This is a genomic window from Nocardiopsis sp. EMB25 (assembly GCF_026797795.1).
In the GTDB taxonomy this organism is placed as follows: Bacteria; Actinomycetota; Actinomycetes; order Streptosporangiales; family Streptosporangiaceae; genus Nocardiopsis; species Nocardiopsis lucentensis.
The window spans coordinates 4,526,337-4,548,703 of the sequence record NZ_JAMTDN010000001.1 but is presented as its reverse complement, the minus strand read 5'-3'; the positions used below and the strand labels follow the sequence as shown (position 1 = coordinate 4,548,703).

The 22,367-nt window shown below is 71.4% G+C and carries 22 protein-coding genes; 11 read left to right on the top strand and 11 right to left on the bottom strand.

Annotated features, from left to right (window positions below):
- Positions 1–8: 8 nt before the first annotated feature.
- The 5 genes from KIK06_RS19855 to KIK06_RS19835 all read right to left on the bottom strand — a co-directional run bounded on the left by KIK06_RS19855 (position 9) and on the right by KIK06_RS19835 (position 5,150).
- Complete coding sequence (locus KIK06_RS19855) at positions 9–755, bottom strand: phosphoglyceromutase (RefSeq protein ID WP_017600632.1); 747 nt, start codon at positions 753–755, stop codon at positions 9–11.
- A 289-nt stretch (positions 756–1,044) separates the two neighbouring features.
- Positions 1,045–1,557, bottom strand: a complete 513-nt coding sequence (locus KIK06_RS19850) for a YbjN domain-containing protein (protein ID WP_268644654.1) — start codon at positions 1,555–1,557, stop codon at positions 1,045–1,047.
- A 23-nt stretch (positions 1,558–1,580) separates the two neighbouring features.
- The gene (gene mshA, locus KIK06_RS19845; RefSeq protein WP_268644653.1) at positions 1,581–2,879 is read right to left on the bottom strand and encodes a D-inositol-3-phosphate glycosyltransferase; all 1,299 of its coding nucleotides are present in this window, start codon (positions 2,877–2,879) and stop codon (positions 1,581–1,583) included.
- Positions 2,880–2,988: 109 nt separating this feature from the next.
- Positions 2,989–3,984, bottom strand: coding sequence for an alpha/beta hydrolase (locus KIK06_RS19840; protein ID WP_268644652.1), 996 nt, complete (start codon positions 3,982–3,984; stop codon positions 2,989–2,991).
- A 188-nt stretch (positions 3,985–4,172) separates the two neighbouring features.
- On the bottom strand, positions 4,173–5,150 hold the full coding sequence (locus KIK06_RS19835) for a YbgA family protein (protein WP_268644651.1): 978 nt from the start codon (positions 5,148–5,150) through the stop codon (positions 4,173–4,175).
- An 87-nt stretch (positions 5,151–5,237) separates the two neighbouring features.
- Here KIK06_RS19835 and KIK06_RS19830 point away from each other — a divergent pair, with 87 nt between their 5' ends.
- Positions 5,238–6,551, top strand: coding sequence for a cryptochrome/photolyase family protein (locus KIK06_RS19830; RefSeq protein ID WP_268644650.1), 1,314 nt, complete (start codon positions 5,238–5,240; stop codon positions 6,549–6,551).
- Between the two features lie 34 nt (positions 6,552–6,585).
- On the opposite strand, the gene KIK06_RS19825 is transcribed toward KIK06_RS19830, so the two are convergent.
- A complete protein-coding gene (locus tag KIK06_RS19825; RefSeq protein WP_268644649.1) occupies positions 6,586–7,116 on the bottom strand; it encodes an O-acetyl-ADP-ribose deacetylase in 531 nt (176 codons plus the stop codon).
- Positions 7,117–7,273: 157 nt separating this feature from the next.
- Between KIK06_RS19825 and KIK06_RS19820 the strand changes: the two genes are divergently transcribed.
- From KIK06_RS19820 to KIK06_RS19810, 3 genes are all read left to right on the top strand, one after another.
- Positions 7,274–7,636: a BlaI/MecI/CopY family transcriptional regulator gene (locus KIK06_RS19820; protein ID WP_083924217.1), complete on the top strand. Its 363-nt coding sequence runs from the start codon at positions 7,274–7,276 to the stop codon at positions 7,634–7,636.
- A 5-nt stretch (positions 7,637–7,641) separates the two neighbouring features.
- A complete protein-coding gene (locus KIK06_RS19815) occupies positions 7,642–8,589 on the top strand; it encodes a M56 family metallopeptidase (protein WP_017599231.1) in 948 nt (315 codons plus the stop codon).
- A 131-nt stretch (positions 8,590–8,720) separates the two neighbouring features.
- Positions 8,721–9,020 carry a DUF2516 family protein gene (locus tag KIK06_RS19810; protein WP_017599232.1) on the top strand — a complete coding sequence of 100 codons (300 nt, stop codon included), beginning with the start codon at positions 8,721–8,723 and terminating at the stop codon, positions 9,018–9,020.
- A gap of 30 nt (positions 9,021–9,050) precedes the next feature.
- Here KIK06_RS19810 and KIK06_RS19805 read toward each other — a convergent pair whose 3' ends face one another.
- Genes KIK06_RS19805 through KIK06_RS19795 form a run of 3 tightly spaced genes read right to left on the bottom strand, consistent with a single transcriptional unit; the run spans position 9,051 to position 13,353 of the window.
- Positions 9,051–11,393: a hypothetical protein gene (locus KIK06_RS19805; protein ID WP_268644648.1), complete on the bottom strand. Its 2,343-nt coding sequence runs from the start codon at positions 11,391–11,393 to the stop codon at positions 9,051–9,053.
- A gap of 38 nt (positions 11,394–11,431) precedes the next feature.
- Positions 11,432–12,406 (bottom strand): neutral zinc metallopeptidase, encoded by a 975-nt coding sequence (locus KIK06_RS19800; protein WP_268644647.1) that lies wholly within the window; start codon positions 12,404–12,406, stop codon positions 11,432–11,434.
- A complete protein-coding gene (locus tag KIK06_RS19795) occupies positions 12,403–13,353 on the bottom strand; it encodes a neutral zinc metallopeptidase (RefSeq protein ID WP_442789782.1) in 951 nt (316 codons plus the stop codon). Before KIK06_RS19795 ends, KIK06_RS19800 begins: the two co-directional genes overlap by 4 nt.
- A 90-nt stretch (positions 13,354–13,443) precedes the next feature.
- Here KIK06_RS19795 and KIK06_RS19790 point away from each other — a divergent pair, with 90 nt between their 5' ends.
- From KIK06_RS19790 to KIK06_RS19780, 3 genes are all read left to right on the top strand, one after another.
- Positions 13,444–15,294: a DUF2207 domain-containing protein gene (locus tag KIK06_RS19790; RefSeq protein ID WP_268644646.1), complete on the top strand. Its 1,851-nt coding sequence runs from the start codon at positions 13,444–13,446 to the stop codon at positions 15,292–15,294.
- A gap of 110 nt (positions 15,295–15,404) precedes the next feature.
- Positions 15,405–15,830, top strand: coding sequence for a D-aminoacyl-tRNA deacylase (gene dtd, locus KIK06_RS19785; protein WP_268644645.1), 426 nt, complete (start codon positions 15,405–15,407; stop codon positions 15,828–15,830).
- A 463-nt stretch (positions 15,831–16,293) separates the two neighbouring features.
- Positions 16,294–16,917 carry a VanZ family protein gene (locus tag KIK06_RS19780; protein ID WP_268644644.1) on the top strand — a complete coding sequence of 208 codons (624 nt, stop codon included), beginning with the start codon at positions 16,294–16,296 and terminating at the stop codon, positions 16,915–16,917.
- A 227-nt stretch (positions 16,918–17,144) separates the two neighbouring features.
- Here KIK06_RS19780 and KIK06_RS19775 read toward each other — a convergent pair whose 3' ends face one another.
- Positions 17,145–17,849, bottom strand: coding sequence for a response regulator transcription factor (locus KIK06_RS19775; protein WP_017599238.1), 705 nt, complete (start codon positions 17,847–17,849; stop codon positions 17,145–17,147).
- Positions 17,846–19,039, bottom strand: a complete 1,194-nt coding sequence (locus tag KIK06_RS19770) for a sensor histidine kinase (RefSeq protein WP_268644643.1) — start codon at positions 19,037–19,039, stop codon at positions 17,846–17,848. The genes KIK06_RS19775 and KIK06_RS19770 overlap by 4 nt, the downstream gene beginning before the upstream one ends.
- A 124-nt stretch (positions 19,040–19,163) precedes the next feature.
- Here KIK06_RS19770 and phoU point away from each other — a divergent pair, with 124 nt between their 5' ends.
- The 4 genes from phoU (at position 19,164) to KIK06_RS19750 (ending at position 22,341) form a co-directional block, all read left to right on the top strand.
- Positions 19,164–19,826 carry a phosphate signaling complex protein PhoU gene (gene phoU, locus KIK06_RS19765; protein ID WP_017599240.1) on the top strand — a complete coding sequence of 221 codons (663 nt, stop codon included), beginning with the start codon at positions 19,164–19,166 and terminating at the stop codon, positions 19,824–19,826.
- A 313-nt stretch (positions 19,827–20,139) separates the two neighbouring features.
- Positions 20,140–20,622 carry a CarD family transcriptional regulator gene (locus tag KIK06_RS19760; RefSeq protein ID WP_026122741.1) on the top strand — a complete coding sequence of 161 codons (483 nt, stop codon included), beginning with the start codon at positions 20,140–20,142 and terminating at the stop codon, positions 20,620–20,622.
- A 34-nt stretch (positions 20,623–20,656) separates the two neighbouring features.
- Positions 20,657–21,127: a 2-C-methyl-D-erythritol 2,4-cyclodiphosphate synthase gene (gene ispF, locus KIK06_RS19755; RefSeq protein ID WP_193789767.1), complete on the top strand. Its 471-nt coding sequence runs from the start codon at positions 20,657–20,659 to the stop codon at positions 21,125–21,127.
- Between the two features lie 191 nt (positions 21,128–21,318).
- A complete protein-coding gene (locus KIK06_RS19750) occupies positions 21,319–22,341 on the top strand; it encodes an endonuclease/exonuclease/phosphatase family protein (protein ID WP_268644642.1) in 1,023 nt (340 codons plus the stop codon).
- Positions 22,342–22,367 lie beyond the last annotated feature (26 nt).

Genomic DNA, 22,367 nt, shown 5'->3' with positions numbered 1-22,367 from the left:
AGCCGGGGCTACTTCTTGCCCTGGTTCGCCACGGCCTGGATCGCGGCCTTGGCGGCCTCCGGGTCCAGGTAGGTGCCGCCAGGGTTGGTGGGCTTGAAGTGCTCGTCGAGGTCGTAGCGCAGCGGGATCCCGGTGGGGATGTTCAGCCCGGCGATGTCGGCGTCGCTGATCCCGTCCAGGTGCTTGACCAGCGCGCGCAGCGAGTTGCCGTGTGCCGCGACCAGTACGGTCTTGCCCGCGGCCAGGTCGGGGACGATGGAGTCGTACCAGTACGGCAGCGCGCGGTCCAGGACGTCCTTGAGGCACTCGGTGCGCGGCAGCAGCTCCTGCGGGAGGTCGGCGTAGCGCTGGTCACCCGCCTGGGAGTAGGGGTCGTCGTCGGCGATCGGCGGTGGCGGGGTGTCGTAGGAGCGGCGCCAGACCATGAACTGCTCGTCGCCGTACTCGTCGCGCGTCTGCGCCTTGTCCTTGCCCTGGAGGGCGCCGTAGTGGCGCTCGTTGAGGCGCCAGGTGCGCCGGACCGGCAGCCAGTGCAGGTCGGCGGTCTCCAACGCGAGGTTCGCGGTGCGGATGGCGCGCTTGAGGAGGGAGGTGTGCAGGATGTCCGGGGTGATCCCGGCCGCCTTCAGCAGCTCCCCGCCGCGGCGGGCCTCGTCCTCGCCCGTGGCGGACAGGTCCACATCCACCCATCCGGTGAACAGGCCCTTCGCGTTCCAGACACTCTCACCGTGTCGCAGCAGTACCAGAGTTCCCATGGCACCAAGCGTATCCATCCCGGTCACCCGCCCCGGGGGCGCCCCATACCTGCCGGATGTCGTTTCCCGGGCCGGTCACCCCAGGGGGCTCGTCGTTCGGGCGTCGGCGGGGTTCTTATGGATGGGGCTGCGCCGGAGGCGTCCGTTGAGGGTGGTGGAGGGTGACGGGTGGGCGAGGCGAGCCGCGTAGCGAGGAACGAGCGTCAGGCGCCGCCGAGGATGAAGAATCCCTGCCCTGAGGGCGCTCGAACACGGGCCGAAGCGGAGCGGAGGCCCGAAGAAGGCACTGCTACTCGTGGTGGCCGGGTTCCGCCAGGTGCGCGAACGCCTTCAGGTTGCGCATGTCGTGACCGCGCTCGGCCCGCCAGCGCCACTCCTTGCGGATCGCCGACGCGAACCCGCGCTCCAGTGCCGCGTTGAAGTTCTCGTCCGTGTACGTGAGCGCGCATCCCAGCAGCCGGTCGACCTCGTCCGGCGTGATCCCCTTCAGCGGCAGGCGTCCGCGCAGGTACACGTCACCGACGTCGTCGGCGGCGAACGCCATCCCGTACATGTCGGAGTTCCTGTGCATCAGCCACTGGTAGAACTCCGCGTGGTTCTCGTCCGGCTGGCGGCAGAAGAACGACGTCAGGGTCAGGCTGTGCGCTCCGACCTCCAACCACACCAGTGTCTTGAGCTTGGCCGTCCCCGGCAGGGTGACGAGGAAGGAGCCCTCGCGCGGACGCTCCATCTCCAGCCCGGCCTCGGCCACCGCCTCGGCGATCGCCCCGGCCGCGGTCTCGCGCGCCGAATCCGTTCCCACGTCCCATCCTTTCCTTCGGTCCGTCACCGGCACGCGGCCAGCGGCAGCGGGCTCGGAGCGGTGCTCGACCGGTATACGTCCAGTAGTTCGTCCACCGTCCGAGACCAGCCCAGTGTGGCGGCGTGTCGGGGGGCCGCCAAGGCCAGCTTGGCACGCCATGCCGGCTGGGTGATCAGCCGGTGCAGCTCGGCGGCGTAGTCGTCGGGGTCGTGGCCCTCCACCAGGACGCCGGAGGACCCGTCCGCCACCGCCGTGGTCAGGCCGCCCACACGCGAGGCGACCACCGGTGTGCCGCAGGCCTGCGACTCGACCGCGACCAGGCCGAAGGACTCGGAGTAGGACGGGACGACCGTCGCCGTGGCCGCGCGGTAGTAGTCGGCCAACCGCACACGGTCCTGCGGCGGTTCGACCCTGACCACGTCGGCCACGCCCAGGGAGTGCGCCAGGTCGGTCAGCAGGCCGGGTTCGCGTGTCCCGCCGCCGGACAGACCGCCGACCACGCCGACCACCAGGCGCGAGCGCAGTGAGGGGTCGCGCTCCAGGAGTCGGGCGGCGGCTCGGATGAGCACGTCGGGGGCCTTGAGGCGCTGTACGCGCCCCACGAAGAGGAGGAGCTCGGTGTCGGGGGCCAGACCGATGCGGCGCAGCGCGTCGCGCCGCGACCCCGGTGTGAAGATCTCCAGGTCGACGCCGGGAGGGATCACACTGAGCTGGGGCTCGCGTGCGCCGTAGTGCTCGCGGAGCTGGTGCGCCTCGTCGTCGGTGTTGGCGATGAGTCGGTCCGCCTGGCGCACGAGCTGGTCCTCACCGCGCACTCGGGCCTCCGGTTCCGGGGTGTCCCCCTCGGCCAGGAACGCGTTCTTGACCCGTGCCATGGTGTGCATCGACTGCACGAACGGCACCCCCCAGCGGCGGGCGGCCACGACGCCCGCCCGGCCGGAGAGCCAGTAGTGGCCGTGCACGAGGTCGTAGTGGCCCGGTTCTCCCTGGGCCTCCGCGCGGAGCATCCCGAAGATGAACGGACACAGGTGGTCGGCGAGCGCGTTCTTGTCCAGGTGGCCGTAGGGCCCGGCGGGCACGTGACGGACGTTCACCCCTGGGACGAGTTCGACGACCGGTGGCAGGTCCGGTCCGGTGGCCCGGGTGAACACGTCGACGGCCACGCCCCGCTCGGCCATGCGCCGGGCCACCTCGACCACGTACACGTTCAGTCCTCCGGCGTCACCCGTGCCCGGCTGATCCAGTGGCGAGGTGTGCAGACTGACGGTCGCGACGCGGGACGGAGTCGCCGTCTGCTCGCCCTCGGGAGCGTTTCCGGACACCGGTGGTCCTCTCCGATCGTGTGTACAGCCGCTGTCGTCAACAGCGACGAAGGTACACACTGTTCCCACGCGGAATGTCCGAGGGCCCTGCTATAAGAGGCCCTCCCGCTCAGGGCGTGGCGGACCAGCCCGACACCAGGAAGTCGACGGTGTCGGGGAACGCGCGGGTCCAGGTCCGGAAGTCGTGGCCGCCACGCGGGTGGAAGGTGGCGACCGTCATACCGCGCTCGGTGAGCAGGTCGGCGAAGCGCGCCGCCTCTCCCTGGATGCTTCCCTCCTGGAGTGGTGTGTGATCGTCCTCACCCTCCACGAGCGCGAACCTGAGGTCGCGCACCTCCGTCGAGCCCAGCAGCCGGTCGGGGGCGTGGTCCGCGGTGTCGCCTCCGAACACACCGTACGGGTCGTCCACCCGGAAGTATCCGCCCCAGCTCGCCACCTGGCCGTAGAGGTCGGGGTTGCGCAGCGCGGTGGCCGCGGCGCCGTAGCCGCCCATGGAGAACCCGCCGAGGGCGCGCAACCTCCGCGGCCGAACGCGGTCACCCTCCACCGCGCGGATCACCGCACCGGTGACGAAGGACTCCAGGGCGAAGGAGCCGTCCGCGGCGTCACCCCACTCGGTGGTGGCTCCCGAGGCCACCTGCCCGTGGGGCGCGGCGATGACGAACTCGACCCCCGTGCGGCACATCTGCTCGTCCAGGAGTTCGCCGACGTTCTCGTCCATCAGCGTCCGGTGCGTGGAGGCGGAACCGTGCAGCAGGTACAGAACGGGCCGGTCGGCGCTGTCGGGGCCGGGCGGACGGCGGATCCACACCGGGCGCCCGCCTCCGGGGGCGTCGGCGTCGGGCAGGGTGACCACCTCGTCCCGGCCCGGCTCGTCGCAGACGGCGACCTGGCCGGGCTCGGGGATCGGTGCGGGGGTGGTCACCCCCTGGGCGGGCGGGAATCGGATCTCGCCAGCGCTGACCTCGGGGTCGGCCCCGAACAGGTGGTGACCGAGCCGTTCGGGGAGCCCTCCGGGCGGGGCGGTGGCCAGGACCGCGGCGGAGACGACGACCGTGCACGAGGAGACGAACACGACGGCTCGTCGGGAGAAAGACGCGAACACACCGAAACCTCAGGGTCGGGGCAACCGGTATCCGCTCCCAGCGGGGCGGAGCGATACGGAATGTGACTCACTGTAGTCGACCGGGGGCTTTGTGTGTGGAGATTGTCGCTTGAGCCCCACGATCCCCGTTCCTGAGGTCCCGCACCCAGTGTCGTGCCCGTGCGGTCGTGGCCCTCGGCGTCCCGGGCTCAGACCGCCAGGGCGTGCCGCAACCGGAGGTCGTCCGGGTAGGGGCGCAGGTAGGTCTGCTCGCGCGCCCAGTCCACATCCTCCGCCGCGCAGTGGTGCCGAAGGAGTGTGACGGGCAGGCTGAGCGGCACCAGTTCCGCCCGGTAGTCCTCGATCGCGGTCAGCAGGTCGTGCCGGCGCGTGTCGTCCAGGAGCGGGCTGAGCATCCCGAACGCGTGCTGGAGCGTGTTGGCGTGCTTGCCCCGGGTCGTCCGCACAGCCATCGCGCTGTGGAAGGCCGACGCGTAGGCGGCGGCGGTCTCCTCCCGGTCCGCCGACCCCGCCCGTGCCACGATCCGCCCCGTCCTCCGGTATCCCTCGGGAGAGTGCGACATCAGCTGGAGCTTGTGGCGGGTGTGAAAGGCCACGAGGTCCCGCGGCTGCCACTCCGACTCCAGCAGTGCACGCAGCCGGGCGTGCGCGAAGACGCGCTGGACGAAGTGCTCCCGCAGCGCGGCGTCCGACAGGCGGCCCTGCTCCTCGACCGGCAGGTGCGGCAGGAGTCGGGTCAGGCGCTCGGCGAAGGCGCCCCGGCCCTTCCCGTCGACGCGGTTCCCCTCGGTGGAGAACACCGGCAGGGCGAGCAGGCCGCAACTGGGCGACTTGTTCTTGAGGATGTAGCCGTCCGCTCGGCGCAGCTGGAGGACGTGGTGGTCGGCGACGGCCGCCAGGTCGTCGGTGTGGTCGGCGCCGTCCTTGCTGGAGACCACCCGGTCGGCGCCGTCGCGCCGCTGGAGCCGCAGCGTGGGGCGCGGGACGCCCAGGCCGATCTCCGCCTCCGGGCAGACGGGAAGCCAGTCCACGTGGTGGTCGAGCTCGTCGGTGAGGAACCGGGATCGGGAGTGCCCTCCGTTGTAGCGGACGGGCGCGCCGAGCAGACAGCTCGACACCCCCACCAGAGGTCTCGTGGCGGTCGTCGGCTCGTGCGCTGGTCGCATACGGTCTTCCTACCCCGGGATCCGGCCGAATCCCCGTCGAGGTCACAGTACTGTCGGTAGGGCGTTCGTTGCCGTGGGCGAGGGGGATTGGTGCCGCCGACCATCGTGCTGTTCACCCAGGACCTGCGCGTCCACGACCATCCGGCGCTCACGGCCGCCGTCGGCGCCGGGGACACCGTGCTGCCCCTGTTCGTGGTCGACCCGCGGATCGTGGAGCGCTCCGCCCGCAACCGCTGCGGCTACCTGGCCGAGGCGCTCACCGCTCTGCGCGCCGCGCTGCGCGCACGCGGCGGCGACCTGGTCGTCCGCGAGGGGGACACGGCCGAACGCGTCCGGGAGCTGGCCGAGCGGACCGGGGCCGAGGCGGTGTTCCTGAGCGCGGGGGTCAGCCGGTGCGCGGTCCGGCGGGAGGACCTGCTGCGCGGGGCGGGCCTGTCCGTGCGCGCCCTTCCCGGGTTGACGGTGGTCCCCCCGGGCGAGGTCACCCCCGCGGGCGGCGACCACTACAAGGTGTTCACCCCGTACTGGCGTGCCTGGGCCGAACACGAACGCAGGGCCGTCCTTCCCGACCCGGGCGAGGTGCGCCTTCCCGGAGATGTCGAGCCCGGCGTGGTCCCCGAGGGCCTGGCCGGGGCTGGGGTGGGCGCGCCGGCCCCCTGCCGTCTGACCGGAGGCGAGGAGGCGGCGCGCGGGCGGCTGCGCGCCTGGCTGGACCGGGGGCTGCCCCGGTACGCGCGACGCCGCGACGACCTGCCCGCCGCGGCCACCTCCGGTCTCTCCGCCGACCTGCGGTTCGGCTGTCTGTCGCCCCTGGAACTCGTCGAGGCCGCCGAGGCGGCGGACGCGGGGGCCGGAGCCGAGGAGTTCGTCCGCCAGCTCGCCTGGCGGGACTTCCACCACCAGGTGGCTCGCGCCTTCCCCGACCTCCCCGTGCGCGACTACCGGCCGCGGGACCGGGGGTGGCGCGAGGATCCGGACGCCCTGGACGCCTGGCGGCGGGGGATGACCGGGGTGCCGATCGTGGACGCGGGTATGCGCCAGCTCCTCCGGGAGGGGTTCATGCACAACCGGACGCGCATGATCACCGCCGCCTTCCTCACCCGGACCCTGCGCGTGCACTGGAGGGCGGGCGCCGAGCACTTCCACGCCCACCTCGTGGACGGGGACGTCGCCGACGACTACGGGAACTGGCAGTGGGTCGCCGGGACCGGGAACGACACCAGGCCGAACCGCCCGTTCAACCCGCTGCGCCAGGCCCGGCGGTTCGACCCGGAGGGCGACTACGTCCGCCGCCACGTCCCGGAGCTGCGGGGCCTCCCGGGGCGGCGGGCGCTCACGCCCTGGCGGGAGACCGAACCGCCGGAGGGCTACCCGCCGCCGATCGCCGACCCGGGCCGGTGACACCGCGGACGGCCGACCGCCCGCGGCGGGCGCGTCAGGTCGTGCCGAAGGCCCGTCGGAAGGCGGCCAGGGCGCGGTCGTCGAACAGCACGAGACGGACCTCCGGCACCCGTACCTCCGACCCGTGGATCGCCTCCGCCGCGATCCGCGCGGCGTCGTCCATCGGCCACCGGAAGACGCCCGTGGAGATGGCGGGGAAGGCCACCGACTCCGCGCCGAGCTCGTGCGCCACGCCCAGCGACTCCGTGAAGCACGACGCGAGCAGCGCGCTCCGGTCCTCCGACGCGCTGTACACCGGGCCGACCGTGTGGATCACCCAGCGCGCGGGCAGGAGCCCCGCGGTCGTCGCCACCGCCCGTCCGGTCGGCAGGCCGCCGCCGTAGTGGGCGGCGCGCAGTCGGCGGCACTCCTCCAGGATGGCCTCGCCGCCCTTCCTGTGGACGGCTCCGTCGACCCCGCCCCCGCCCAGGAGGGAGCTGTTGGCGGCGTTGACGATCGCGTCGACCCGCTGCTCGGTGATGTCGCCCCTGATGACGCTGAGGCGAGTGTGATGAGTGCTGCTCATGTTGGTTTCCTTCCCGGTCCTGGGGGCTCCTCCCCGGGCCGCTCCCATCCTCGCGGAGCGGGGCGCGGTGTGCCGGAAAGCCCCATCCCCACGGGTAACCAGGATTTAACCCGGGGGTACGACACTGTGTAGTACTAGCGCCGGTAGACTCGACGGTATGACTCGGCTTGGCGAACTCGAACGCGCGGTGATGGATGTACTGTGGGCGCAGAACGAACCCATGACGGTTCGCGAGGTCGGCAAGGCGCTCGCCGAGCGCGACCTCGCACACACGACCGTCATGACCGTGCTCGACCGACTGGCCAAGAAGAAGGTCGTCACCCGGGCACGTGAGGGTCGTGCGTGGCGGTACCGTCCGGCAGCCAGCCGTGAGGCGTACGTGTCCGAGCTGATGTTCGACGCTCTCGGGCAGACGGGAGACCGTGACGCCGCCCTGGCCGCCTTCGTCCAGTCCATGGACGGCCAGGAGGCTGAAGCGCTCCGGCGCGCACTCGCGGAAATCGAGCAGCCAAGGAACTAGTCCGAATGGTCAGTGCCGCCCTCCTCTCACTCGTCGCGGTCGGCTGCGTCCTCGCCATGGCGGCCCTCCACCGGGCCAAGTGGCCCTCGCGCGGCCCCTACACCGCCGTGATCACCTGGCAGGCACTGGGCCTGGCGTGGGGCGTGTCCACCATCGGCGCGCTGCTCGCCTACGGGCTGTCCACCTACGAACTCGGCGCCGCTGCGGGCCTGCTCGCGCTGGCCACCGACATCGTCACCGGGCGGTTGCTGATCACCGAGCTCTCCCGGGGCCTGGAGGGCGTCAGCCACATCGTGGCCGTGGCCCTGGCCATCGTGCTCACCCTCGTCCTCTTCTACGGACTGGTCTCCTCCTTCATCCACGTCGTGCGCGTGCGCCGCCGCCACCACGACCTCCTCGAACTCGTGGCCAGCGAGCACCCCGACGTCCCCGGCGCCCGCGTGGTGGACCACCCGGCCGCCGCCGCCTACTGCCTGCCCGGCGTCCTGCGCTCCCAGGTCGTCATCAGCGCCGGTGCCCTGGCGGTCCTCGACCACAAGGAACTGGCCGCCGTCCTCGCCCACGAGCACGCCCACCTGCGCCAGCGCCACGACCTCGTGCTGCTGCCGTTCTCCTCGCTCAAGCGCGCCTTCCCGCGCGCCGCCCTGGTCCGCACCTACTACGAGAGCGTCGCCCTGCTCATCGAGATGTGCGCCGACGACCAGGCCCGCCGCACCAGTTCCTCGCGCGAGCTCGCGATGGCCCTCCTGCGCTTCGGCGCCGCCGGACCCGCGCCGGTGCCCGCCGGGGCGATGGCCGCCCTGGACGAGAACGCCCAGGCCGGTGTGGTCCGCCGCGTCAACCGACTCCTGCGCCCCGACGACGAACTCCCGTACCACGCGGGGGCGGTCATCATGGGCGGCTCGGCCTTCCTCCTCGCGGTGGTCACCTGCCTGTGGCACATCCCGGTCTGACGGCCTCCGGGCCGCCCGCACCACGACGGATGTGATCCCGGGCTCGGTCGGGCACGATCGGCGCCGCCGGTGCGTTTACCGTGGAGAGCGGGCGGAACACCCGCCGGGACACGTCGTCGGGAGTGTGCGTTTTGTTCGGACTGATCTGGCAGGCCATCTACCTGGTCACCTTCGTGGCCAGTCTGTACGCGCTGATCGAGGTGATCCGCACCCCCGCCCAGGCGTTCGAGTTGATGGACAAGCAGACCAAGAAGCTCTGGCTGATCCTCACGGGCGTCGCCACCGGCCTCGCCCTCCTGGCCGTGTTCTCCGGGAGCGGCATGTTCGTCATCCTCGGCCTGGTCGCGACCCTCGTCTTCCTCCTGGACGTGCGCCCGGCGGTCAAGGGCGCGAGCGGTGGACGCAACAACGGCCCCTATGGTCCCTGGTAGGCCACCCGCGACCCGACGCGCGGCGCGGGCTCACGGATGGCGGTCGCCCACGTCGTTGAGGACCTTCCACAGCGACTCCGCGTAGGCGGGGTCGTCCGTGTACCGGCTGTGCCCCAGGATCTCCGGACGCAGGGCCTCCCCCGGGGGCGGGTCGTAGCTCCGGGGGTCCGGCAGCGGCTCGGCCGGGGCGATCACCCCGGGCACGTCCGGGCCGTCGGCCGAACGCTCCACCGTGCGCACGGGGTCGGCGATGGCGTCGGTGACCCGCCACAGGTTCCGCCAGCCCGACACCCGGCGCCGCAGGTCGGCGAAGGCGTACGGGCCGAAGTAGGCGGGGAAGTAGCGCGCGTAGAGCCGGTCGAGCGGTGAACCGTGCGTGATCAGCGCGACCCGTCCCACGCAGTCCTCCGGCAGCTGCCAGACCGTGGCCGCCGCCAGGACCGATCCCTGCGAGTGCCCCGACAGGACCACGTCGGTGCCGTCCCGCGCCAGCCGCGCCACCCGGGCGGTCAGCTGCGGCACCGCCCGTTCGGCGTAGGAGGGCGGGGCCAGGGGGTGCGCCACGCGCGGCCAGAAGGTGCCCACATCCCACAGCGCGCCCACCGCCTGGCGCGTCGGCCGGTCCCGGTAGGCGCTGCGGCCGATCCAGGCCACCCCGAGCAGGGCCGCGCCGCCCAGGACGGCCCCCATGCTGACCAGGACCGCCACCGTCTCCCGCGCGACCCCCTCGATCCCGCCGGACACGGCGGTGTCGGCCGACCGCGGCCCCGCCACGACGTCGCCGGAGAAGGCCGAGTACAGCACCAGGACCACCAACGGGACCACGGGTGCCAGGAAGGTCGCCATGACGGCGGGGAGGATCTCGGTCATGCGGCCGATCGCCCTCGCGCGGGCGATCTCCCACGTACGGCGGTCGCGCACGCTGCGGGCGTACTGCTCGGTGACCTCCGGGAGGTGGGCTCGGGTGGCGCGCCGCAGCTCCAGGGCGACCACGGCCACGACGGCCAGCGCGATGACCGCCTCCAGCGCGAACGCGAGCTGGAGCCACGAGTAGGCCGCCGGTGGGCGCACCTCCAGACAGGCCGATCCGTTCGGCGCCAGCGGGTCGCACCCGCTGAGCCACAACGACCCCTGGTAGACGAGGGCGGCGGAGAAACCACCGCCCAGCAGCGCGCCGAGGGCGGCGGTCGCGGGTCCGGCTATGCCCCACATGGCCGTCCGGTCGTGCGCCCGGTCGGACACGTACAGCACCACCGATGCCGCCAGCAGCACCAGCACCAGCAGTCCCTGGGCGGTGAACAGAGCGTTGAGCGTCGCGCCGTCTCCTGGCAGAGGGCCCGACGCCGCCCAGCCCGAGCGCGGCCACGCGGTGTAGACCGCCACGCCCACGCCGAGGGCGATCGTGGCGTCCCGAAGCATGCGGCAGACGCGGTCGACGCGCGCGTTCCACTTCGTGTCGGCCTCCGGCACCGTGACACTCGCGGTGCTCGCCGTCATCACGGTTCCCAGCAGTACCGCCAGTACCGTTCCGACCAGCCACGCCGCCGGCCCGGGACCGTCCGCGGCGGCGCGCACGGCCAGGTCGTACCTCAGTGCCGGGAGCACCAACAGGAGGGCCACGGTGCCCAGGGCCATCGCGATGTGCGCGGACCGCAGCCGCGCCAGGACCTCCCCGTTGTGCCAGAACTCGGGCCGGCTGAGCGGCGCCGCGTCACTCGTCACCGGTGGGATCGGCCCGCGGACCACCTCGTACTCGCTCTCCGTGCGTCGCGACAGGACCCACAGCACCACGACCACGGCCATCGGCAGCAGAGCGCCCAGCAGCAGGGCGGTACCCGGGGCCGACAGGGGGGAGGAGGGGTCGGCGAGGAAGCCCAGCCACGGCCGCGCGCGGAGACAGGTCTGGGCCTGGGCGGTGCACTGCCACGCGATGAGGTCCATCCCGATCCCGGCGGCGGCCAGGGTGATGAGCACGGTCAGGGAGAGCGCCAGCAGACGGACGGAGCCGTCGTAGACGTGGTTGGCCGCCTGGCGCGCACCGCCCGGGTTCCGGTCCACGCGCCCCGGACGGGTCCAGTACGCCAGGTTGAGCAGCATGAACGGGAGCAACAGCAGCCACAGGGCCCGTGAGGAGCTGCCCGAGGTCAGGTTCCCCCACGCGAAGATCTCCCGGCGTACGCCCGGAACGGTCTCGGTGTCGTGCCGACCGCGCCAGCGGAAGAAGCCCGCCAGGCCGTCGCCCGCCACACGCATGGCCGGTTCGACGTCGAGGAGCTCCTCGGCCTGTCCACCGGCCACCCCGTGCACGCGCAGCTCCACGCGGTCGCCGTCAGAGGTGGGGTGGGGGACGGGGGGTGGGGCTGCGTCCGACATATCAGCATCCTGCCACGCTGAGTGTTCGAGTGACAGCGTTACTGGACGAGTGACTCGTCCGCCGCTCCCCAGGTGTTGCACGCGCCCGGAGTCTGCTCCTCCCAACCCCTCCGCGTCCACCACACACCGTTGTCGGCCGAACCGTGGGTGCGTTGCGCCTCGTCGCCGTCCTCGCGGTCGGCGGTGGCCGCGGCGTCGTCCAGGAGTGCGTCGAGGTCGTCGTCGTCCAGCGGGTAGCCCACCCGGACCGAGCCGAGGAACGCGCCCGCCAGACAGTTGGCCTGGAGTTCGCTCCGCCGTGTCCAGGAGTTGCGCTCCAGGACGTCGTCCTCCTGGCGGCGCTGCTCGTGGTAGTAGTCCAGCAGCCCGGACTCACCCTGGACGTGGTGCGCGTACTCGTGCGCGAGCAGGGAGGCGTACACGACGCTCTCCGTCGCGCCGTTCCACTTCTCGACCACGTCCGCCGTGCCGATGTAGATGCTCCGGCTGGCCCGGCAGTAGAAGGCGCCCGCCGGAGACGGATAGGAGCGGCACGGGCTCACCCCGGGCTGCTCCCAGAACACGCGCAGCGGCGGTTCGAAGGGGATTCCGGCCCGTGCGAACTGGGTGCTCCACGCGTCGTCCAGGCAGTCCGCGACCTTGTGGAGGAAGACCTCCATCGATTCCGGGCGGTCCACGTCCGGCTCGGGCACCGGGCACGGCAGCGGGCTGAGCCGGCCGGTGTCGTAGAGGGGATTGGCGACCAGGGCGGCGCGCCCGGACGGCCGCTGCCGCTGTTCCGCGTTCCGCGAGACCACGCCGGCGGCGGAACCGTCGGAGGTGGAGCGGTCGGGTACCCCCGCCGCGTCGGCGTCGGTGCCCCCGGCCCCCGGAGGGGGCCCGGCCACGGATCCGTCCTCGGCGCTTGACCAGGACAGCACCGCCAGTGCCAGGAGCAGGGACAGCAGGGCGGCCACCGTGCCGAGCACACGGCGGTCGGCCTGGCGTTCGGCCGGACCGGGCACGCCGCTCACCGCACCAGGTCCTCGTCGGCCTTCCACGTGTTGCACGCGGCCGGATCCTTCCGGTCCATGCCGTGCTCGGTCCACAGGCGCCCGTTGGACTCCCGCCCGTGTGTGCGCTCGTCGCCGTGGTCGCTGCGCCGGGCGACGTCGTCGAGGATGTTCTCCCGCTCGTCCCTCCCGAGGTCCAGGGAGGACCCCGAGGCGCCGAGGAACACCCCGCCGAGACAGTTGGCCTGGAGTTCGTTGCGGCGGGTCAGCTCCTCGGCGGTCTCCTGATCGGTTCCCGCGCGCTCGGCCCGGTACTCGGCGAGCATGCGGGACTGGCCCTGGACGTGGTGACCGTACTCGTGGCTGAGCAGGAAGGTGTAGGCCTCCGGCCGGTCGGTGCCCGCCGACGCCGCGACGATGTCCTCCACCCCCAGGTACAGCCCCTGGTTGGCCTGACAGTAGAAAGCCGCCGTGTCCCGTTTCGGGAAGGGGCCGCAGGGGCTGTGCCCCTCCGCGTACCAGTAGACGCGGTTGGGGGAGGTGAACTCCATCCCGGCCGCCGCGAAGTAGCCGCTCCAGGCCTCGTCCAGGCAGTCGGCGATCGCGTGGACGAACGCCTCCATGGACTCCGGGTCGTCCGGGTCCAGTTCGGGGGCGTGGCATGTCACCTCGCCCAGCTCGCCGACCTCGTAGAGCGGGTTGTCACGGAGGAGGTCGGTACCGGTGTCGGTCAGCGGCATCTCGGCCGTCGTCGGCCCGGGGGCCTGGCCCTGCGCGCCGAACGGGCGCGAACCCGACCAGGCGGCCTCGGCGGAGGGGAGCATCTCCGAGATCGCGAGGAAGCCGGTGAAGCCGACCGCGGCCAGCCCGACGCACAGCGTGAAGGAGACGCCCACGCTCAGCCGCTGGAGGAATCCCGGCCGCTCGGACCAGAACCCGGGACCGGCGGTCGGGGCCGGGCTCACCACGGAGTCACCCGTCGGCGACGGAACACACCACTCCTGGGGAGGGGCGTCAGTGCACGGGGGGAACGGGGGGACCGGATAGGCTCTCGCGTCATGTGGTGGGTTGGCTCCAGGTGCCCGGCCGTCGCCTTCGCGGCGGCCGCTCTCGTGTTCTCCTCGCTGTTCACGGTGGTCACCGGCGTCGGGGCCGTGGGGACGGCCCATGCCGTGACGGCGGCGGCACCGGCACCAACAGTACAAGGGCCCCCCGACCCGGTCGCAGCCCGGAGTTCGGCCTCTGAGACGGTGATCACCAACGACATCCGCCTCGACCTGGACGAGGACGGGGTCCTGCACGGTGAGGAGACGCTCTCCTTCGAGGGCGGGGCACCGGAGACCTTCACCCGGGCGCTCACCGAGACGATGCTCTACACCACCGACCACGACCGCGTCTACGAGGTGCACGGGATCACCGCCGTCGACGGCGCGGGCGCGGAGCTGGCGGTCGAGACGGAGAAGGTCAACGGCACCCTCTACGCGCACATCGACACGGGGGGAGCCGAGACCGTGGTGCTCGGCTACCGGGTGACCGGTGCGGTCAGCCAGGTCGCCCAAGGGGTCCAACTGGAGTGGCGGGCGGTGGGCGCCTACAGCCACACCGTCCAGTCCACCGACGTGACCGTGACCGCGCCGATGCCCCCGGAGGGGTTGTCGTGCCTGGCGGGCGAGCCGCGCAGCGCGCTGTACTGCACCGCCTCGGACATGGGGAGCGAGCTGGTCTTCGCGCACTTCCTCCAGGCCGACATGCGCCCCAGCGACCGCCTGGACATCGCCGTCACCTATCCGCCCGGTACGGCGTCGGGAGAGCCGATTCTCGAACGCCGTTGGTCGCTGGCCTCGGCCTTCGAGGTCACCCCGTGGACGGCCGGGGTGTTCGGACTCCTCCTGCTGGTCCTGGTGGGCGGACTGGTGGTGCTGATCCGCGTGCGCGGTCGGGACGAGCGCGCGCTGCGCGAGGAGGCCTCTCGGGGCGACCAGGCGCCGGTGACCACCGGAGAGCACGGACGGGCGCGGTTCGAGCCGCCGGACGGCGTCCACCCCGGCCAGATCGGGACCCTCTTCAACGAGACCGTCGACATCACCGACCTCACGGGCGCGGTCGTCGACCTGGCCGTGCGCGGCTACATCCGGCTGGAGGAGCTGCCGCACGAGCACTTCACGTCGGTGGACTGGCGGCTGGTGCGCTTGGACGGGCCGCCCGGCGACAGCCTCCGCCCCTACGAGTGGCTCCTGCTGGACGCCCTCTTCGCCGAGCGCCGGACGGTCCGCCTGTCCCAGGTGGGCACGGCGCGCGTGTGCTCGGACTTCCCCGCACGCATGGACCGGGTACGGGAGGAGCTGTACCGGGACATGGTGCGACTGAGGTGGTTCGCGCGCTCGCCGAACCAGGTGCGCGGGCGCTGGAGCACCATGGGGATGGTGACCACCGCCCTCGGCGTGCTGCTGACCGTGCTGTTGGCCATGTTCACCACGGCGGCGTTCATCGGCCTGGCGGTGGTGATCGCCGGAGCCGCGGTCACCGTCGCCGCCCAGTACATGCCCGCCAAGACCCGCCTGGGCAGCTCGGTGCTCGCGCACACCATCGGCTTCCGGGACTACCTGCTCAGCCAGCGTTCGGCGACGGAACGACCGGGGGAGCGGGTGGAGATCTACTCGCGTTACCTGCCGTACGCGGTCATCTTCGACGACGTCGACCGCTGGGCCAACATCCTGGCCTCGGCCGCGCTGACCGACCTGACCGACGAGGAGCTCACCGGGGACGGCCTGGCCTGGTACACGGGACCGCGCGAGTGGCGGATCGAGGACTTCTCCGACTCCATCAGGACGTTCGCCGTCACCCTCACCGGCATCATCACCAACGCCCGCCGGATGCGGCTGGTCAACCAGTTCCAGCGCAGGCGCTGAGGTTCCGGGGAAGCGCGCCCGGGGCCGGTTCCGGTCCGCGTCTGCCGTATCGTCGGGGCTGTCCGTCCGCGGGGGAGCGGTTCCGCGGCGAGGAGCCACGAGGAGGGAACATGCGCGCGGTCGTGCAGCGGGTGTCGCACGCGTCGGTGACGGTGGACGGCGAGGTGGTCGGAGAGATCACGAGCCCCGGACTGATGGCGCTGGTGGGGGTCACCCACACCGACACCGAGGCGGAGGCGCGCAAGCTCGCGAAGAAGCTGTGGACGCTGCGGATCCTGTCGGACGAGCGGTCCTGTTCGGACGTCGGCGCCCCGCTCCTGGTGGTCAGTCAGTTCACACTCTACGGTGACGCGCGCAAGGGCCGCCGTCCCACGTGGCAGGCGGCCGCGCCCGGTCCGGTCGCCGAACCTCTGGTCGAGGCGGTGGTCAAGGAGCTGCGCGACCTGGGCGCGGAGGTGGCCACGGGCCGGTTCGGGGCCATGATGTCGGTGGGGCTGACCAACGAGGGGCCCTTCACCGTCATCGTCGAGGTCTGAGCGTTCGCCCGGAAGATTCTCTCCCGCGTTTTTCGTGCAGCTCACGGGCGTTTTTCGGGAAAGCGGAAAAAGTACTTCCGAGAGTCATTGACGATCGCAGAGGGTGTCCGTACAGTTGCGGTGTGAATCGCCCCTGGATGCGAGAGTCGTCATTTGTTATCCGGTTGCCGGTTTCCTGTTCTGATAGCGCCGTGGTTGACGATTTCCGCCGTGGTCAGGGCGGTTTTCCCGGCTGTCCCAAGAGTCTCCGAGGCGTAGCTGTCCGCAGTGCGAACGGCCGTTCGGGCCTGGGGGAGGGTCGGTCGTGGCCACCTTCTCCTTTTTCGCCGACAATACCTGGAAAGTGCACGTGAAAGATGTGGTGATCAGCGTGTTCGCCGGTATCGCATAAGGACGTTCCACGTCGCCGTCCGGGGCGGTGGAAGAGTCAATGGAAAGCGGGCCTCCAGGCCACGGAAAGGTGATGAGGACAGTGCACGGCTCGTCTGTGTGGCATGCCGTTCTGCATATCGACGCGGGCGCCGCGCCACTCCTTCTCGGGACGCTCGCCATACCCGCCCTACCGCTCGCCTGGCTCTGGCTGGTGCGCCCCCGGGCCGCCCGGGCCCTGGGCGTCCTCGGCATCGCCGCCGTGCTGTCCGCCTACGCCGTCCTCGTCGTGGGGCTGGGCGGGGAGTGGGCGCCAGCGGATCACGTCCACAAGGTCTCGCTGCCCTCGAACGGGATCGCGGCGAACGTGGCGGTCACCGATCCCAACCCCCTGCGGCCGCCGACCCCGTTCACCGACGAGCTCCTCGCCCAGGCCGTGCTCTTCGTCCCGCTCGGGCTGGTGGCCTTCCCGACCCTCACCTCGGCGTGGGGCCGTGTCGTCCTCGGGCCGCTCGTCTCCGTCACCGTGGAGGGCCTCCAGTTCACGCTCGCGTCGGGCCAGGGCGCGAGCCTGACCGACCTGTGCGCCAACACCGTCGGCCACCTGGTGGGGCTGGGAATGATGGGCTGCGCCTCGGTGCTGCTCGGCTGCCGGGTGGACCGCCCCGAGCACGAGTCGGTCCCGGACCGTGGGGTGACCACGGCCCGGGACCGGTGACTGTGTGTGCCTTGGTCCTCCGCTTCGCTTCGGACCGTGTTCGGGCTCCCAAGGAGGCGGGGATGCTTCATCCTCGTCTTCGCCTGCCGCTCGTTCCTCGCTCGCGGCTCGACTCGTCTTGCAGCACCCCGCCGGCGCCCGAACTGTGTGTGCTGTGGGCCTCCGCCTCGCTTCGGACCGGGGTCGCCCCGGGCCCGCCGCCCCGCTGACCGTTCCGGGTGAGGGGCCTACTCGACGCTGGCGGTCACCGGCTCGAACTTGTAGCCGAGACCGCGCACGGTCACGATGTACTGGGGGCTGCTCGGGTCCTCCTCGATCTTGGCGCGCAACCGCTTGACGTGCACGTCGAGGGTCTTGGTGTCGCCGACGTAGTCAGCGCCCCAGACCCGGTCGATGAGCTGCATCCGGGTGAGGACCCGTCCCGCGTTCCGCAGGAGCACCTCCAGCAGCTCGAACTCCTTGAGCGGCAGCTGCACGTTCCCCCCGCGCACGGTCACCACGTGGCGCTCGACGTCCATCCGTACCGGCCCGGCCTGCAGCGCGGCGGGCAGCGGCTCGGCGCCGTCGCTCGTCTCGTGGCGCCGTATGACGGCCCGGATGCGCGCGACCAGCTCACGGGAGGAGAAGGGCTTGGTCACGTAGTCGTCGGCGCCGAGCTCCAGACCGACGACCTTGTCGATCTCGGAGTCCTTGGCGGTCAGCATGATCACGGGAACGCTCGACTTCTGCCGCAGGGTCCGGCAGACCTCGGTGCCCGACAGGCCGGGCAACATCAGGTCGAGCAGCACCAGGTCGGCTCCGGTGCGGTCGAAGGTCTCCAGCGCGATGGTGCCCGTGGGGGCCACCGCGACCTCGAAACCCTCCTTGCGCAGCATGTACGAGAGGGCGTCGCTGTAGGATTCCTCGTCCTCGACAACGAGTACGCGCGTCACTGTGCCGCCTCCTGACGGTCGGTGTTACCGGTGGCTTCGGTCCCCCGGCTCTCGGGTCTGGGCAGACGCAGAGTGAACGTCGACCCCGACCCCTCCTTGCTCCACACGGTCACTTCTCCACGGTGGTGGGTCATGATGTGCTTGACGATGGCCAGGCCCAGACCGGTACCTCCGGTGGCCCGGCTCCGAGCGGCGTCCACACGGTAGAACCGCTCGAAGATCCTCTCCAGGTCCTGCTGGGGAATGCCGATCCCCTGGTCGGCGACGCTGATGTCCACGCTCGACCTGGACACCCCGACCGAGACCGCCACCCGCGTGTTCTTCGGGCTGTAGGCGACGGCGTTGGCGATCAGGTTGCGCAGCGCGGTGCCCAGCAGCCCCGCGTCGCCCAGGACGGTGACGCCCTCGGCGCCGCTGCCGACCAGTTCGATCCCCTTGGCGTCGGCGGGCATGCGCACCGCGTCGAGCGCCTCGTCCACGACGTCGCCCAGGTCCACCCGCGTGGGCTCGGCCATGGGTTCGGCGCCCTGGATGCGGGAGAGCGTGATCAGGTCCTGGATGACCGCCGTCAACCGGGCGGCCTCCTGCTGCATGCGCTCGGTGAAGCGGCGGACGGCCTCGGGGTCGTCACTCGCGTCCTGTACGGTTTCCGCCAACAGGGACAAGGCGCCCACCGGGGTCTTCAGCTCGTGCGAGATGTTGGCGACGAAGTCTCGGCGTACCGCCTCGACGCGGCGGTGCTCGGTCTGGTCCTCGGCCAGGACCAGGACCAGGCCGGTCCCGCCCAGGGGGGCCACCCGTACGGCGAAGGAGGTGGCGTCGGGCCCGAACTTGCGGACGGCCACCTCGATGTCGGTCTCGCGGATGACCCCGTCCCTTCGCACCTGCCGGGCGAGGGCCAGGAGTTCGCCTATCACCAGCTCCTCGCCCCGGACGATGCCGAAGGCCCGGGCGGCGGACGAGGCGCGCAGGACCCGGTCGGCGGGGTCCAGGATGACCGCGGACGAGGGGAGCGCCGCCAGGACCTCCGCGATGCCGGCCGGAAGGGCGCTTCCGTCACGGCGCTCGGGCGCGGGGGCCCGTCGTTCTGATGAGCTGGTACGGAGGTAGAGACCGGCGACGACGCCGATGACGACGCCCGTCACGAGTCCGAAGATGCCGGTCACGGCGGTGAGAAGTTCCCCTTGCACGATTCGATCGTAAACGGGCGGACCGGATCTTTACCCGGTCAGGGTGGGCGACACAACCGAGCTTCTCGCACCGTTCACCAAAACTTGGCCGATTCTTCAACAAACCACTGGGAGCATTGACGATATGCGGGATACCTACCACGAGGACCTCGACAGCCTGGGCGAACGCCTCGTCGAGATGACGCGCCTGGCCAGACACGCGGTCGCGCGCGCCACGACGGCCCTTCTGGACAGCGACCTGGCGGCCGCGCAGGAGGTGATCTCCGGTGACGAGGAGATCAACCGACTGGACCAGGAGATCGAGGACACCGCCTTTAGCCTGATGGCGCGCCAGCAGCCGGTCGCCTCGGATCTGCGGACGATCATCACCTCTCTGTACATGCGCGGGGACCTGGAGCGGATGGGCGACCACGCCGTCCACCTGGCCAAGATCGCGAGGCGGCGACACCCGGACTCGGCCATCCCCAAGCCGGTCCGGTCGATCGTGCTGGAGATGGGCCACCAGGCCGAGATGCTGGTCACCAAGGCGGGCGAGGTCATCAGTGAGCGCGACCCGGACACCGCGCTCGAGCTGGACAAGGACGACGACCGGATGGACCGGCTGCGCCGCAAGCTCCTCCAGCGCATTCTCGCGCCGGGGTGGGAGTACGGCGTGGAGGCCACCATGGACGTCACCTTGGTGGGGCGGTTCTATGAACGGTTCGGTGACCACGCGGTGCATGTCGCCGACAATCTCGTCTACATGGTGACGGGTGAGAAGCGCGAGGACTACGACCCCGAGTCGTGACCCCGGGTGACGGCGGTGACCCGGGGCACCGGCCGGTGTCGGGAACGTGACATCCGTCGCTCCGGTGTCGCCGAGGAGGCCCGGGGAGGGGTCGTGGGCCCCTCCCCGATCCCCCGTGCGTGATCGACGGTTCACCTGGCCAGTAGGGGTTCAGGACCTCCCGTGAACGCTCTGACCAGGTCCTCGAGAGGGCTCGGGTACACTTTGTCAAGCCCCGAAAAGGGTGGCTTGACCTGCGTGTTCGCAAACCTAATAGGTACGTTAAGTCACAGATTCGTGGTATCCTTGTGGTAGCGGAAGGGGTACCTGTCACATGGCTTTCAAGGTCGGCGACACTGTTGTCTACCCCCATCATGGGGCTGCTCGTATTGAAGCGATCGAGACTCGCACCATTAAGGGCGAGGACAGAACCTACCTCGTTCTGAGGGTCGACAAGGGCGATCTGACGGTGCGCGTGCCGGCTGAGAACGCCGAGGACGTCGGCGTTCGTGACGTGGTGGGACAGGAGGGCCTGGACAAGGTCTTCGAGGTGTTGCGCGCGCCGCACACCGAGGAGCCCACCAACTGGTCCAGGCGCTACAAGGCGAACCTCGAGAAGTTGGCGTCCGGCGACGTCAACAAGGTTGCCGAGGTGGTCCGGGACCTGTGGCGTCGGGACAAGGAGCGCGGACTGTCCGCCGGTGAGAAGCGGATGCTCGCGAAGGCCCGGCAGATTCTCGTCAGTGAACTCGCGCTTGCCGAAAAGACCAACGAGGACAAGGCCGAAGCGCTCCTCGACGAGGTTCTGACGAACTGACACCGGTCGAAGAAGCACCTCATTCATGACGAATATGCCTCGGGTGGGCGTCGGAACGGACGTCCACCCGTTTTCTCCTGGAAGAACACTTTTTCTCGCCGGTTTGGAATGGCCGGGAGAAGACGGGGTCAGCGGCCATTCGGACGGTGACGTCGCCGCCCACGCGGCGTGCGACGCCCTGTTGTCGGCCTGTGGCCTGGGGGATCTCGGATCCAACTTCGGCACGTCCGACCCACGGTGGCGCGGCGCCTCCGGCGCGGCTCTGCTGACCGAGACCGTGGCGCGGGTGCGCGCGGCCGGGTTCGAGATCGGCAACGTGTCCGTCCAGATCATCAGCAACCGCCCCAAGTTCGCGCCGCGGCGCGAGGAGGCGGAGAAGACGCTGTCCGAGGTCGTCGGGGCGCCGGTCAGCATCTCGGCCACCACGACCGACGGCCTGGGCCTGACCGGGCGCGGCGAGGGCATCGCCGCGGTGGCCACGGCCCTCTGCGCGCCCCGGGACTGAACACACGCACACGCCGACGGCCCGCCTCCCTGATCAGGGACGCGGGCCGTCGGCGTGCGTGGACGGACGGAACCGACGGTGCGGAACACGTCCGCCGCTCGGGTAGTCTCCGGCACATTCGCCGCCACGGCGGCCCATCCCCCTGACCACGTACCGCGCGGCCCGGAACGCCGCATGACCGGGGGAGGGCCATGACGGACGTCGATGACCGGGCGCCGATCGAACCGCCGACGGAGCGGTCCGTCGGGGAGCCGGGCGGTCCCCGGCGGCTCCGAGGGCCGTGGGGAACCCCCGAGGTCTGGCGGCGCGGTCGGGTCCTCGCCGGAGTCACCGCGCTGCTCGCCCTGCTCCTGGCCGTCCCCGTCCTGGTGCCCAACGGCCTCGGCCGTGCGGGCAGCCTGTTCGAGACCGTCCTGCCGTGGGTCGGCCTGGCGGTCCCGGTGAGCGCCGCGGCCGCCGGGCTCCGGCGCTCGGCGTCGGTCGGACTGGCCGTCCTGCTCCTCGCGGCCGCGTGGGCGGGGTCGTTCGGGCGTCTGTACCTGCCGTCGGGTCCGGACGTCGAACCGAACCTGACGGTGGTCACGCACAACGTCGGCGCGGCCAACGGCGATCCGGAGGCCACGGTTCGTGAGGTGCTCGAGGCCGCCCCCGACCTGGTCGCCCTCCAGGAGGTCACCTGGGAGGCGAACGCGTCCTACGACCGGGTCCTCGGCGCCGAACTGGAGCACTCCGGACGGTGGGGCACCGTCGGGCTGTGGAGCAGGTATCCGATCACGGACTCGCGGTCGCTCGACCTCGGGTTGGGATGGAACCGGGCGATGCGCGCCGAGGTGGCCGGACCCGACGGGGGGATCGCCGTGTACGTCGTGCACCTGGCGTCGGTCCGGGTGCACGGCACCGGGTTCGACACGGCGCTGCGGGACCGGGGGATCGCGGCACTCGCGGACGCGGTCGCGGAGGAGCCGCTGGAGCGGGTCGTGGTGATGGGCGACCTCAACGGCAGCACCGACGACCGGGCCATGGCGCCGCTCACCTCGCGGTTGGCCGCCGTGCGCGGTACGGGGGGCGACGGGCTGGGTCTGACCTGGCCCGCCGGGTTCCCGTTGGTGCGGATCGACCACATCCTGGTCCGCGGGGTGACGCCGACCGAGACGTGGTCGCTGCCCAGGACGGACAGCGACCACCTGCCGATCGCGGCGCGCCTGAGGGTGTGAGGCGCTCCTGGACGGAACACGTCCTC